The following is a 12,529-nucleotide window of genomic DNA, read 5'->3' on the forward strand; positions in this document are numbered from 1 at the left end:
GGCCATATGAGCACGGAATCGCTGGATGACGGCGATGGTCGGTGACGCCGTCACCGAACGTGGACCGTACGGGGCGTCTGGGTAGGGTTGCCGAGTGACCACCACGGATGACTACGCCACGTACATCGCGAGCCTGCCCCGGGTGCTGGCCGGAGCCGCCGCCCTCTACCGCGACGCCGAGGGCCGGGTGCTGCTCGTCGAGCCGAACTACCGTGAGGGCTGGGCCCTCCCGGGCGGCACGATCGAGTCGGACGAGGGCGAATCCCCCCGTACGGCGGCCCGCCGCGAGAGTGCCGAGGAGATCGGCATCGACCTCCCGCTCGGCCGGCTGCTCGCCGTCGACTGGGTGCTCGGCAGCGCCCGCCCGCCGATCGTCGCGTACGTCTACGACGGCGGCGTACTGGACGAGGCGCAGCTCGCCTCGATCAGGCTCCAGGACGAGGAGCTGATCTCCTGGCGGCTGGTCGAGCCCGCCGAACTCACCTCCTACCTGCCGGGGGCGCTCGGCCTGCGCGCCGAAGAGGCGTACCGGATCCTGACGTCGGGCGAGGGCACCGCCGAACTGGAGAACGGCCGGCGCCCGGCGGCCTCGTAGGACGACCGGCCGCACGGCACACATCGAGAGCAGGACAGAATCAGCACATGATCACCATGTACGCCTGGCCCAGCACCGCCGACGGGCCCGACGCCCTGCCCATGGTCCACTTCACCACCGAGGAGCAGGCCGGCGGTGAGGTCACCCCGGAGGGCACGCCGGTCTGGCTCTTCGACACCGCCATACGCGAGGGCGGCTGGGCCCAGTTCACCGATTTCGACGGCTGGTCCGTGCCCGCCCCCGCCTGGCGGGCCCTCTACCGCCGCGAGGACGACTTCCTCGCCGTCACCGGCCCCGGCTCCTGCGAAGGCTGGTACGAGGGCAACCTCGGAGCCGACGAGGACTGGGTGAAGGCGGCCGCCGCGCAGCAGAGCCTGGTCCTGCTCGCCGCGCCCGTCCAGCACCCCTCGCTCTACGGCTACGCGGTCGAGGCCGGCGCGGCCTTCGCCCTGCTGATCCCGCTGATGGTGGTCTGACGGACTTCTCCGCTCGCCCCACCGGCCCTTAGACGCCCCGGCCCTCGGACTCGAAGGTCAGCAGCCGTACCTTGCGGTCGATCCCGCCGCCGTAGCCGGTCATGCCGCCCGAGGCGCCGATCACGCGGTGGCACGGGACGATGATGCCGACCGGGTTCTTCCCGTTGGCCAGGCCGACCGCGCGCGAGGCGTTCGGCTTGCCGAGCTTGGCCGCGAGCTCCCCGTACGACCAGGTCTCGCCGTACGGGATGCGGACGAGCTGCTCCCAGACACTGCGCTGGAAGGCGGTGCCCTCCAGCCGGACGGGGACGGTGAACTCGGTGAGCTCGCCGGCGAAGTACGCGGTCAACTGCCGGACCACTTCCGGGAACGGCTCCTCGGTGGCCGCGACCCGATCGCCGAAGGACTCCTCCGCCGGACGGTGGCGCTGGCCGGTCATGTAGAGGCCGCTGAGGACGCCGTCGGAGGCGACCAGGGTGAGCGGGCCGTAGGGGCTTTCGACGATGGTGTGCTGCTTGTTTTCCATGACGGTCGTACTCCTCAGACGGGCATGTGGTTGATGGGGTGGCCGTCGGTGGCCCACAGGTACTGGACGGCGTACGCGCGCCAGGGCTGCCAGCCGGCCGCCCGGGCCGTCAGCGCGGCCGGGGTGGAGGGCAGCCCGAGCTCCTTCGCGGCCTTCCGGACGCCCAGATCGGCCGGCGGGAAGGCGTCCGGATCGCCGAGCGCGCGCATGGCGATGACCTCGGTGGTCCACGGCCCGAAGCCGGGCAGGGCGTTCAGCCGCGCGCGGGCGTCCTCCCAGTCGCTGTCGATGCCGAGCGGCAGCGAACCGTCGGCCAGTGCGGAGACCAGGGTGGTCAGCGTGGCGCGGCGGCTGCGCGGCAGGGCCAGGGCCTCCGGGTCCAGCGCGGCGAGCGCCTGCGGCGAGGGGAACAGGCGGGTCAGCCCGCCCTCGGGGTCCGGGTCCGTCACGGGCTCGCCGTGGGCGGTGACCAGCCGGGCCGCGTGGGTGCGGGCCGCCGCGGTGGACACCTGCTGGCCGAGGACCGCGCGGACGGCGAACTCCGCCGCGTCCACCGTACGGGGCACCCGGCGCCCAGGAGCCTTGTCCACGAGCGGGGCCAGCAGGGGGTCGGAGCGCAGCTGCTCGTCCACGGCCTCCGGATCGGCGTCGAGGTCGAGCATCCAGCGGCAGCGGCTGATGGCGATGGTGAGGTCGCGCAGATCGGTCAGGGCCAGCCGGCAGCCGATGTGGTCGGGCCGCGGGGTCAGCGAGACCACCCCGGTGCCGTACGGGAGCCTCAGCGTCCGGCGGTAGGCCCCGGCCCGCCACTCCTCGACGCCGGGGACGGCGGTCGCGGCGAGGTGCCCGAAGAGGTTGTCGGGGTTGAGCGGGGCCCGGTACGGCAGGCGCAGGCTGAGGGTCCCGGGCACCTCCGGCGTGCGCCGCACGGCCTTCCCGGCCTTCCCGGCGCGTTGGCGCAGCTCGCCGGGGGCCAGGGCGAAGACCTCGCGGACCGTGTCGTTGAAGGTGCGGATGGAGGAGAACCCGGCGGCGAAGGCGACGTCGCCCATGGGGAGCTCGGAGGTCTCGATGAGCAGCCGGGCGGTCTGGGCGCGCTGGGCCCGGGCGAGGGCGAGGGGCCCGGCACCGAGCTCGGCGTTCAGCTGCCGCTCGACCTGCCGGGTCGAGTACCCCAGCCGCGCGGCGAGCCCCGGCACGCCTTCCCGGTCCACGACGCCGTCCTGGATGAGCCGCATGGCGCGGGCGACGGCGTCGGCGCGGGCGTTCCACTCGGGGGACCCGGGGGAGGTGTCGGGCCGGCACCGCTTGCAGGCCCGGAACCCTGCCTGCTGGCAGGCGGCGGCGCTGGGCAGGAAGCTGATGTTCTCGACCTTGGGCGGCACCGCGGGGCAGCTGGGCCGGCAGTAGATCCCTGTGGTCCGGACGGCGGTGAAGAACCAGCCGTCGAAGCGGGCGTCCTTCGACTGCACGGCCCGTACGCAGCGATCGGTGTCGGTGTACATGGCTCCAGGATCCCGGGAGGTGGATGTCGGGGCTGGCGGTTTTCCGACATCAAGCGTGCCACAGCCGAATCCAGCCTCGCCGGCGTTTGAGGCGCGGGGTACGGGGCGGAGCCCCGGGAAGCCCCGGGCGCAGGCCGGGCACGCTTTGCGCGACGGCGCCCCCAGGAGGCCGGCCTCGGGACCTCGGGAAACGACGAGAGGGCCCCTGGACGCCAACGGCGTCCAGGGGCCCTCTCCCGTACGGCTAGCGCGGCGTCGCGGCCCGCGCCTCGCGGCGGTTGTGGCGGAACGTGTTCGCGCGACGGGTCGTCGCGAACAGCGGGATCGTCGCCGCCAGAGCGATCTGCAGCGCGCAGCCCGTCTGGAGCAGCAGCTGACCACCCGGCGCGTCGAACGCCCACGCGGCCAGCAGGCCCATCGCCCCGACGATCCAGCTCAGCATCGCCACCGCGAGGACCCCCCGCGGCTTCGGGTACTCGACCCGGCTCACCATCAGCCAGGCCACGCCGATGATGGCCAGCAGGGTCGGGATGAACTTCAGCTCCAGCAGCACGATCGAGACGACCGTCAGCGCGCCGAAGGGGCTCGGCATGCCCTGGAACATGCCGTCCTTCATCGTCACGCAGCTGAATCTCGCGAGCCTCAGCACCACCGCCAGCAGCACCACGATCGCCGCCAGCGCCGACATCTTCTGGTGCGCGTCGTCGGCGACCATGCCGTAGACCAGCACGAAGTACGCCGGCGCCAGCCCGAAGCTGATCAGGTCGGACAGGTTGTCCAGCTCCGCGCCCATGGGTGAGCTGCGCAGCTTGCGGGCCACGATCCCGTCGAAGAGGTCGAAGACCGCCGCGAGCAGCATCAGTATCACCGCGGTCGCAGCGCTGTGCCGGGCCATGCCCGACTCGCCGCTGCCGGTGAGGTGCGGAATGAGGATTCCGGTGGTGGTGAAGTACACCGCCATGAATCCGCAGGTCGCGTTGCCGAGCGTGAGGGTGTCCGCTATCGACAGCCGCAGCGACAGCGGCATGTCGTCCTCGGCGGAGTCCTCCTCGGCGTGCTCGGGCACCCAGCCCGCAGCGGGAGTCTCAGGGTCAGTCACGGTCAATTCGGGTCACCCCCGCGGTGGTGGCCTGTCCGACCTCGACCGCGACCTCGACACCCTCGGGGAGGTAGATGTCGACGCGGGAGCCGAAGCGGATCAGACCGATGCGTTCGCCCTGCTCCACCTTGGTGCCGGCCGGCAGGTAGGGGACGATGCGCCGCGCGACGGCGCCGGCGATCTGCACCATCTCGATGTCGCCGAGCTCGGTGTCGAAGTGCCAGACAACGCGCTCGTTGTTCTCGCTCTCCTTGTTGAACGCCGGGACGAACCCGCCGGGGATGTGCTCCACGGACGTCACCGTGCCCGCGAGGGGCGCGCGGTTGACGTGGACGTTCAGCGGGCTCATGAAGATCGCGACGCGGGTGCGCCCGTCCTTCCACGGCATGATGCTCTGCACCACGCCGTCGGCGGGCGAGATGACACGGCCCTGGGTGATCTCACGCTCGGGGTCGCGGAAGAACCACAGCATGCCCGCCGCGAGAGCGGTGGCGGGCACGGCCGCCGCGGCCCAGCGTCCGGACTTGCGAGCCCGGGTGAGGCTGAGCGCCGCGGTGGCGACGGTCGGCAGAAGCCACGGCGATGCTCCGCGTGCGAGACGTCCGTTGAGGAAGCCGACGCGAGGTGCAGAGGTTTGGCTGTGGGGCATGGATGACCTTCGTAGCGGGTGATTGCCGCGCCGCAAACGGGGGGACGGGACGGCGGCTTTACCGGAATGCTATCGGTTGCACGCAACAACTGGGCAAGCCAGAAGCCGAGTCGATGCCCGTTGGCCAGTGACTGGGTGTGACACTTTTGCGACGAATCTCATGAAGATTCGTCGCAAAAGGAACATTCAGCCCTGGAGTCGGTACTCCTCGAGCAGGCGTCGCCCGATGATCATTTTCTGAATCTCGGCGGTACCTTCACCGATCAACAGCATCGGGGCCTCCCGGTAGAGGCGCTCGATCTCGTACTCCTTCGAGAATCCGTATCCACCGTGGATACGGAAGGCGTCCTCCACTACCTCCTTGCAGTACTCGGAGGCGAGGTACTTCGCCATCCCTGCTTCGAGGTCGTTTCGTTCCCCGGAGTCCTTTTTGCGTGCTGCGTTCACCATCATCGCATGGGCGGCTTCGACCTTGGTAGCCATCTCGGCCAGCTTGAACTGGATGGCCTGGTGCTCGGCGATCGCCTTGCCGAAAGTGTGACGTTGCTGGGCATAAGAGACGCCCAGTTCGAACGCACGCTGAGCGACGCCGCAGCCACGCGCCGCCACGTTGACGCGGCCGACCTCGACCCCGTCCATCATTTGGTAAAACCCTCGGCCCGTCTGGCCGCCCAGCACGCGATTGGCCGGAATGCGCAGTCCGTCCATGATGAGCTCGGTCGTGTCGACGCCCTTGTAGCCCATCTTGTCGATCTTGCCGGGGATGGTCAGGCCCGGACGGACCTCACCGAAGCCCGGCTCCTTCTCGATCAGGAAGGTCGTCATCGACTTGTGGGGCGCGGTGCCCTCGGGGTGTCCTTCGTCACTCCGGACGAGGACCGCCACCAGGGTGGACGAGCCGCCGTTGGTGAGCCACATCTTCTGGCCGTTCAGGACGTACTCGTCGCCGTCCTTCACCGCCTTGGACGTGATGGCCGACACGTCCGAGCCCAGACCAGGCTCGGACATCGAGAACGCGCCGCGCACCTCGCCCAGGGCCATCCGCGGAAGGAAGTAGTCCTTCTGCTCCTGGGTACCGTGCTGCTTGAGCATGTACGCCACGATGAAGTGCGTGTTGATGATGCCCGAGACGGACATCCAGCCACGCGCTATCTCCTCGACGCACAGGGCGTAGGTGAGGAGCGACTCGCCCAGGCCCCCGTACTCCTCCGGGATCATCAGGCCGAAGAGGCCGAGCTCCTTGAGGCCGTCGACGATCTGCTGCGGGTACTCGTCGCGGTGCTCCAGCTCGGTGGCGACCGGGATGATCTCCTTGTCGACGAACTCCCGGACGGTCTTGAGGATCTCCCGCTGGACGTCGTTGAGCCCGGCGGTCTGGGCGAGTCGGGCCATGGCTACTTCCCCTGTTCCTTCAGCTGCGGGCGGCCGGGCTGCTCGCCGCCGCGCTCCTTGATGTACGTCTCGGTCGGGACCATCACCTTGCGCCGGAAGACGCAGACGAGGGTGCCGTCCTGCTTGTAGCCCTTGGTCTCCACGTAGACGATGCCGCGGTCGTTCTTCGACTTCGACGGTGTCTTGTCGAGGACGGTGGTCTCGCCGTAGATGGTGTCGCCGTGGAAGGTCGGCGCCACGTGCCGCAGGGACTCGATCTCCAGGTTGGCGATGGCCTTCCCGGAGACGTCCGGCACCGACATGCCCAGCAGCAGGGAGTAGATGTAGTTGCCCACGACCACGTTCTTGCCGAAGTCGGTCGTGTTCTCCGCGTAGTTGCTGTCCATGTGGAGCGGGTGGTGGTTCATGGTCAGCAGACAGAAGAGGTGGTCGTCGTACTCGGTGACCGTCTTCCCGGGCCAGTGCTTGTAGACCGCCCCGACCTCGAACTCTTCGTACGTGCGTCCGAACTGCATGGGGATCAGGCCTCCGGGATTTCGAACTTGCTCGTGCGCTGCATGCCGGCGGCGCGGCCCTTGCCCGCGACGACCAGGGCCATCTTGCGGCTGGCCTCGTCGATCATCTCGTCGCCGAGCATCGCCGAGCCCTTCTTGCCGCCGGCCTCGGAGGTGCACCAGTCGTACGCGTCGAGGATCAGCTCGGCGTGGTCGTAGTCCTCCTGGGAGGGGGAGAAGACCTCGTTGGCCGCGTCCACCTGGCCCGGGTGCAGCACCCACTTGCCGTCGAAGCCCAGCGCCGCCGCCCGGCCCGCCACCTCGCGGTACGCGTCCACGTCGCGGATCTGGAGGAAGGGGCCGTCGATCGCCTGGAGGTTGTGCATGCGGGCCGCCATCAGGATCCGCATCAGGATGTAGTGGTAGGCGTCCGCGCCGTAGCCGGGCGGCTGCATGCCCACGACCAGCGTCTTCATGTTGATCGAGGCCATGAAGTCGGCCGGGCCGAAGATGATGGTCTCCAGCCGGGGCGAGGCGGCGGCGATCTCGTCGACGTTCACCAGGCCCTTGGCGTTCTCGATCTGCGCCTCGATGCCGATCTTGCCGACCTCGAAGCCCATCGTCTTCTCGATCTGGGTCAGGAGGAGGTCGAGCGCCACGACCTGCTGGGCGTCCTGGACCTTCGGCAGCATGATGCAGTCGAGGTTCTGGCCCGCGCCCTCGACGACCGTGACGACATCGCGGTACGTCCAGTGGGTGGTCCAGTCGTTGACGCGCACGACCCGGGTCTTGCCCGTCCAGTCGCCGTTGTTCAGCGCGTCCACGATGGTGTGGCGGGCGCCTTCCTTGGCGAGCGGCGCGCAGGCGTCCTCCAGGTCCAGGAAGACCTGGTCGGCCGGCAGGCCCTGGGCCTTCTCCAGGAAGCGCGGGTTCGAACCCGGCACCGCGAGGCAGGAGCGACGCGGGCGAAGACGGTTCACCGGGTGGACTGGCGTGGTCATGCGGGGACCTCCGTGCTTGCAACGATTTCGAGAGGGGCGAGCTTGTTGGCTTTGCGGATCTCGTCGACGATACGGCCGATGATCTCCGTGATGCCGAAGTCCTTCGGCGTGAAGACGGCGGCCACACCGGCCGCCTTCAGTGTCACGGCATCCGCGTTCGGAATGATGCCTCCGACGATGACGGGAATGTCACCCGCCCCCGCCGCGCGCAGGCGTTCGAGGACGTCCGGGACGAGTGCGCTGTGGGATCCGGACAGGATGGACAGTCCCACGCAGTGCACGTCCTCGGCCAGCGCCGCGGAGGAGATCTCCTCGGGCGTCAGCCGGATGCCCTGGTAGACCACCTCGAAGCCGGCATCGCGGGCCCGGACGGCTATCTGCTCGGCGCCGTTGGAGTGCCCGTCCAGGCCGGGCTTGCCGACCAGCAGGCGCAGTCGGCCCGAGCCGAGCTCGTCGGCCGTACGGGCCACCTTCTCGCGGACCTCGTGCATCGGCGTACCGGGCTCGGCGGTGACCGCGACCGGGGCCGAGGAGACCCCGGTCGGGGCGCGGAACTCGCCGAACACCTCGCGCAGCGCGCTCGACCACTCGCCGGTGGTGACACCCGCCCGGGCGCACTCCAGGGTGGCCTCCATCAGGTTCTCGGTGCCGGCCGCGGCCTCCTTGAGGCGCTCCAGGGCCTGCTGGGTGGTGGGGAAGACGAACGGGTCGCCGTTCCCCTGCCGGTCCGAGGACTCCTGCCGCTCGGCGCGCCAGCGGCCGATGCGTTCGACGGTGAGCGCCTCCACCGCGGGGTCCACCGTCATGATGGCGCCGTCCAGGTCGGCGGTGAGCGGGTTCTCCTCGGTCTGCTGGAAGCAGTTCACCCCGACGATCTTGTCCTCGCCGGACTCGATCCGCGCGCGCCGCTCGGCGTGCGAGGAGACCAGCTGGGACTTCAGGTACCCGGACTCGACGGCGGCCATCGCGCCGCCCATCTCCTGGATCCGGTCGATCTCGGCCAGGCAGTCGGCGACCAGGGAGTCGACTTTGGCCTCGATGACGTGGGACCCGGCGAAGATGTCCTCGTACTCCAGCAGGTCGCTCTCGTGCGCGAGGACCTGCTGGATGCGCAGCGACCACTGCTGGTCCCAGGGCCGGGGCAGGCCCAGCGCCTCGTTCCAGGCCGGCAGCTGCACCGCGCGGGCGCGGGCGTCCTTGGAGAGGGTGACCGCCAGCATCTCCAGGACGATGCGCTGGACGTTGTTCTCCGGCTGCGCCTCGGTCAGGCCCAGGGAGTTGACCTGGACCCCGTAGCGGAAGCGGCGCTGCTTCTCGTTCTCGATGCCGTAGCGCTCACGGGTGACCTTGTCCCAGATGCGGCCGAAGGCGCGCATCTTGCACATCTCCTCGACGAAGCGGACGCCCGCGTTCACGAAGAAGGAGATACGGGCGACCACCTCGCCGAAACGCTCCTCGGGCACCTGGCCCGAGTCGCGCACCGAGTCCAGGACGGCGATCGCGGTGGACATCGCGTACGAGATCTCCTGGACCGGGGTGGCCCCGGCCTCCTGGAGGTGGTACGAGCAGATGTTGATCGGGTTCCACTTCGGGATGTGGTTGACCGTGTACGCGATCATGTCCGTCGTCAGGCGGAGCGAGGGCCCGGGCGGGAAGACGTGCGTCCCGCGCGAGAGGTACTCCTTGACGATGTCGTTCTGGGTGGTGCCCTGGAGCTGCGAGATGTCCGCGCCCTGCTCCTCGGCGGCCACCTGGTAGAGCGCCAGCAGCCACATGGCGGTGGCGTTGATCGTCATCGAGGTGTTCATCTGCTCCAGGGGGATGTCCTGGAACAGCCGCCGCATGTCGCCCAGATGGGAGACCGGGACCCCGACCCGGCCCACCTCGCCGCGGGCGAGGATGTGGTCGGGGTCGTAGCCGGTCTGCGTCGGGAGGTCGAACGCGACCGACAGGCCGGTCTGGCCCTTGGCGAGGTTGCGGCGGTACAGCTCGTTGGACGCCTCGGCCGTGGAGTGGCCGGCGTACGTCCGCATGAGCCACGGACGGTCTTTCTGGCGCTCTGTCATCTCAGGCTGTCCCTTTGGCCTTTGAGGCGTCTCAGACGTTGCGGCTGGTTGAATTGGTCCGCTCCGCTGGCGCGTCACGGAACAGGTTGATGGCGTCGAGGTGCGTGGCGCGCAGCTCGTGGTCGCGGACGCCCAGGCCCTCCTCGGGGGCCAGCGCGAGGACGCCGACCTTGCCCTGGTGGAGGTTGCGGTGGACGTCGTACGCGGCCTGGCCGGTCTCCTCCAGGGAGTAGACCTTCGACAGCGTGGGGTGGATCTTGCCCTTGGACACCAGGCGGTTGGCCTCCCACGCCTCGCGGTAGTTGGCGAAGTGCGAGCCCACGATCTTCTTCAGGGACATCCACAGGTAGCGGTTGTCGTACTCGTGGTTGTAGCCCGAGGTCGAGGCGCAGGTGACGATCGTGCCGCCCTTGCGGGTGACGTACACGGAGGCGCCGAAGGTCTCGCGGCCCGGGTGCTCGAAGACGATGTCCACGTCCTCGCCGCCGGTCAGCTCGCGGATGCGCTTGCCGAGGCGCTTCCACTCCCTGGGGTCCTGGGTGTGCTCGTCCTTCCAGAACTTGTAGCCCTCGGCGCTGCGGTCGATGATCGCGGTCGCGCCCATCTTGCGGCAGATGTCCGCCTTCTGTGCGCTGGAGACGACACAGATCGGGTTGGCGCCGCCGGCCAGCGCGAACTGCGTGGCGTACGAGCCGAGGCCGCCGCTGGCGCCCCAGATCAGGACGTTGTCGCCCTGCTTCATGCCGGCGCCGTTGCGGGAGACCAGCTGGCGGTACGCGGTGGAGTTGACCAGGCCGGGGGAGGCGGCCTCCTCCCAGCTGAGGTGGCCGGGCTTGGGCATCAGCTGGTTGGACTTGACGAGGGCGATCTCCGCCAGGCCGCCGAAGTTGGTCTCGAAGCCCCAGATGCGCTGCTCGGGGTCGAGCATCGTGTCGTTGTGGCCGTCCGAGGACTCCAGCTCGACCGACAGGCAGTGCGCGACGACCTCGTCACCGGGCTGCCACGCGTTGACGCCGGGGCCGGTGCGCAGCACGACGCCCGAGAGGTCGGAGCCGATGATGTGGTACGGCAGGTCGTGGCGCTTGGTGAGCTCCGACAGGCGCCCGTACCGCTCCAGGAAGCTGAAGGTGGACACCGGCTCGAAGATCGAGCTCCAGACGGAGTTGTAGTTGACCGAGGAGGCCATGACGGCCACCAGGGCCTCGCCCGGGCCCAGCTCCGGCACCGGGACCTGGTCCAGGTGCAGGGACTTGCGCGGGTCCTTCTCGCGGGTGGTGAGCCCCGCGAACATCTCCTGCTCGTCCTTGTGCACGGTGATCGCGCGGTACGAGTCGGGGAGCGGCAGGGCCGCGAAGTCGGAGGCCGTAGCGGCCTGCGACTGGATCGCGTCCAGGATGTCCTTCACGGTATTGCCTCCGGCGAGCGCTGATGAGGGTGCGCTGAGGGATACGCGGGTGCGCGGTACAGGGGTGGTGGGTGCCGTCGGTTCGGCGGAGCTGTTGTGCTGGGGTGCTGCTGTGCTGGCGACGCCCGTGGTGAGGCGTGCGTGCGGTGCCTGGTGACGCAGGCATCCGGGGCGCGTTCCACTGCCGAGTGGGCGTGGTCCGCGGGGACGTCCGGACGAGATTCAACGTATGGCACCCCGTGTCACTCGGCAAGGCACCCAGTGCCAAAACTTTCTCTCATTTGCCTATTGACCTGCGCAGATGAGCGATGATCGATCAGAGTTACCCGCGAGTAGGGGCAAGCCGGACAAACACGAATGGCCGCCCCCGGAACGGGAGCGGCCACTGTGACGTGAGCGACTACTGCTTGAGTCTGAGTGCCTCTTCGATGGTGCGCATGACCTCGTCCAGCGGGGCGTCCGTACGGGCCACCGCCACCAGCACCTCGCCCTGCGTACGGACCGCGGCCGCCTCCTCCGCCGGGGCCTGCGCGCCGGCGTGCGGCGTGCGGCCCGCGCCGATGCCCGAGCCGAAGGTGTTCCGTACGATCGAGAAGGCGTGGTCCAGCTGCGCCTCCACGTCCCCCTGCCCGCCCGCCCGCAGCCAGCGCCGCAGCACGTGGTTGTGGGCGGTGACCACCGCGGAGGCGGCCACCTCGGCCAGCAGCGGGTCGTCATTGCCGTCGTGCGGCTCGTGCTCGTCGAAGTGGGCCAGCAGATAGCGCGTGAACAGCCGCTCGTACCGGGCCACCGAGGCGATCTCCCGCTCCCGCAGCGCCGGCACCTCGCGGGTGAGCCGGTAGCGCTCCACCGACACCGCCGGCGAGGCGGCGTACATCTTCATGACTTCCTTGATCCCGCGGCACACCGTGTCGAGCGGGTGCTCGTGCGCCGGGGCCGCGTCCAGCACCGCCTCGGCGCGGGTCAGGGTGTCGTCGTGGTCCGGGAAGATCGCCTCTTCCTTGGAGCGGAAGTGCCGGAAGAAGGTGCGGCGCGCCACCCCGGCGGTCGCGGCGATCTCGTCGACCGTCGTCGCCTCGTACCCCTTGGTCGCGAACAGCTCCATCGCGGCCGCGGCGAGCTCGCGGCGCATCTTGAGCCGCTGTGCGGCCGCCTTGGTGCCGGCCGGGCTCTCCGGGGTGTCGGAGGCGGTGGCGGCGCGGGGCGAGGTCTTGGCGGGCTGGGACATAGAGCGAAAGTACTTCATTTGCGCGGGGGAGCGCGCCTGAGGGGGGTGGGACGGGAATGGATGCGGGGGAGGGCCGGCACTGGGCACACAGTG

12 protein-coding genes are annotated in these 12,529 nt (G+C 69.6%); 2 read left to right on the forward strand and 10 right to left on the reverse strand.

Annotation, left to right across the window (positions count from 1 at the left end; all coding sequences use genetic code 11):
- The first annotated feature begins 94 nt into the window (after positions 1-94).
- Together MTF65_RS29120 and MTF65_RS29125 are read left to right on the forward strand one after the other, a co-directional pair.
- Entirely contained in the window at positions 95-595 is a 501-nt protein-coding gene (locus MTF65_RS29120) for an NUDIX hydrolase (RefSeq protein ID WP_243631981.1), read from the forward strand.
- 47 nt (positions 596-642) lie between these two features.
- Positions 643-1,071, forward strand: coding sequence for a hypothetical protein (locus tag MTF65_RS29125; protein ID WP_243631982.1), 429 nt, complete (start codon positions 643-645; stop codon positions 1,069-1,071).
- A 28-nt stretch (positions 1,072-1,099) separates the two neighbouring features.
- Here MTF65_RS29125 and MTF65_RS29130 read toward each other — a convergent pair whose 3' ends face one another.
- The 10 genes from MTF65_RS29130 to MTF65_RS29175 form a co-directional block, all read right to left on the reverse strand.
- Positions 1,100-1,597 carry a methylated-DNA--[protein]-cysteine S-methyltransferase gene (locus MTF65_RS29130; RefSeq protein WP_243631983.1) on the reverse strand — a complete coding sequence of 166 codons (498 nt, stop codon included), beginning with the start codon at positions 1,595-1,597 and terminating at the stop codon, positions 1,100-1,102.
- Between the two features lie 14 nt (positions 1,598-1,611).
- Positions 1,612-3,102, reverse strand: a complete 1,491-nt coding sequence (locus MTF65_RS29135; RefSeq protein ID WP_243631984.1) for an AlkA N-terminal domain-containing protein — start codon at positions 3,100-3,102, stop codon at positions 1,612-1,614.
- A 244-nt stretch (positions 3,103-3,346) separates the two neighbouring features.
- Positions 3,347-4,207: a CDP-diacylglycerol--serine O-phosphatidyltransferase gene (pssA, locus tag MTF65_RS29140; protein WP_308407236.1), complete on the reverse strand. Its 861-nt coding sequence runs from the start codon at positions 4,205-4,207 to the stop codon at positions 3,347-3,349.
- Positions 4,194-4,850 (reverse strand): phosphatidylserine decarboxylase, encoded by a 657-nt coding sequence (locus tag MTF65_RS29145; RefSeq protein ID WP_008737909.1) that lies wholly within the window; start codon positions 4,848-4,850, stop codon positions 4,194-4,196. Before MTF65_RS29145 ends, pssA begins: the two co-directional genes overlap by 14 nt.
- Before the next feature lie 186 nt (positions 4,851-5,036).
- Entirely contained in the window at positions 5,037-6,242 is a 1,206-nt protein-coding gene (locus tag MTF65_RS29150) for an acyl-CoA dehydrogenase family protein (RefSeq protein ID WP_214938775.1), read from the reverse strand.
- Positions 6,243-6,244: 2 nt separating this feature from the next.
- On the reverse strand, positions 6,245-6,757 hold the full coding sequence (locus MTF65_RS29155; RefSeq protein ID WP_030155134.1) for a MaoC family dehydratase: 513 nt from the start codon (positions 6,755-6,757) through the stop codon (positions 6,245-6,247).
- 5 nt (positions 6,758-6,762) lie between these two features.
- Complete coding sequence (locus MTF65_RS29160) at positions 6,763-7,737, reverse strand: CoA ester lyase (RefSeq protein ID WP_243631985.1); 975 nt, start codon at positions 7,735-7,737, stop codon at positions 6,763-6,765.
- Positions 7,734-9,803 (reverse strand): protein meaA, encoded by a 2,070-nt coding sequence (locus MTF65_RS29165; protein WP_243631986.1) that lies wholly within the window; start codon positions 9,801-9,803, stop codon positions 7,734-7,736. The genes MTF65_RS29160 and MTF65_RS29165 overlap by 4 nt, the downstream gene beginning before the upstream one ends.
- Positions 9,804-9,834: 31 nt before the next feature.
- Positions 9,835-11,208, reverse strand: coding sequence for a crotonyl-CoA carboxylase/reductase (gene ccrA, locus MTF65_RS29170; RefSeq protein ID WP_243631987.1), 1,374 nt, complete (start codon positions 11,206-11,208; stop codon positions 9,835-9,837).
- 400 nt (positions 11,209-11,608) lie between these two features.
- A complete protein-coding gene (locus MTF65_RS29175; protein ID WP_243631988.1) occupies positions 11,609-12,436 on the reverse strand; it encodes a TetR family transcriptional regulator in 828 nt (275 codons plus the stop codon).
- Positions 12,437-12,529: the final 93 nt, after the last annotated feature.

Origin of the sequence: Streptomyces sp. APSN-46.1, from assembly GCF_022815725.1 — a bacterium.
In the GTDB taxonomy this organism is placed as follows: Bacteria; Actinomycetota; Actinomycetes; order Streptomycetales; family Streptomycetaceae; genus Streptomyces.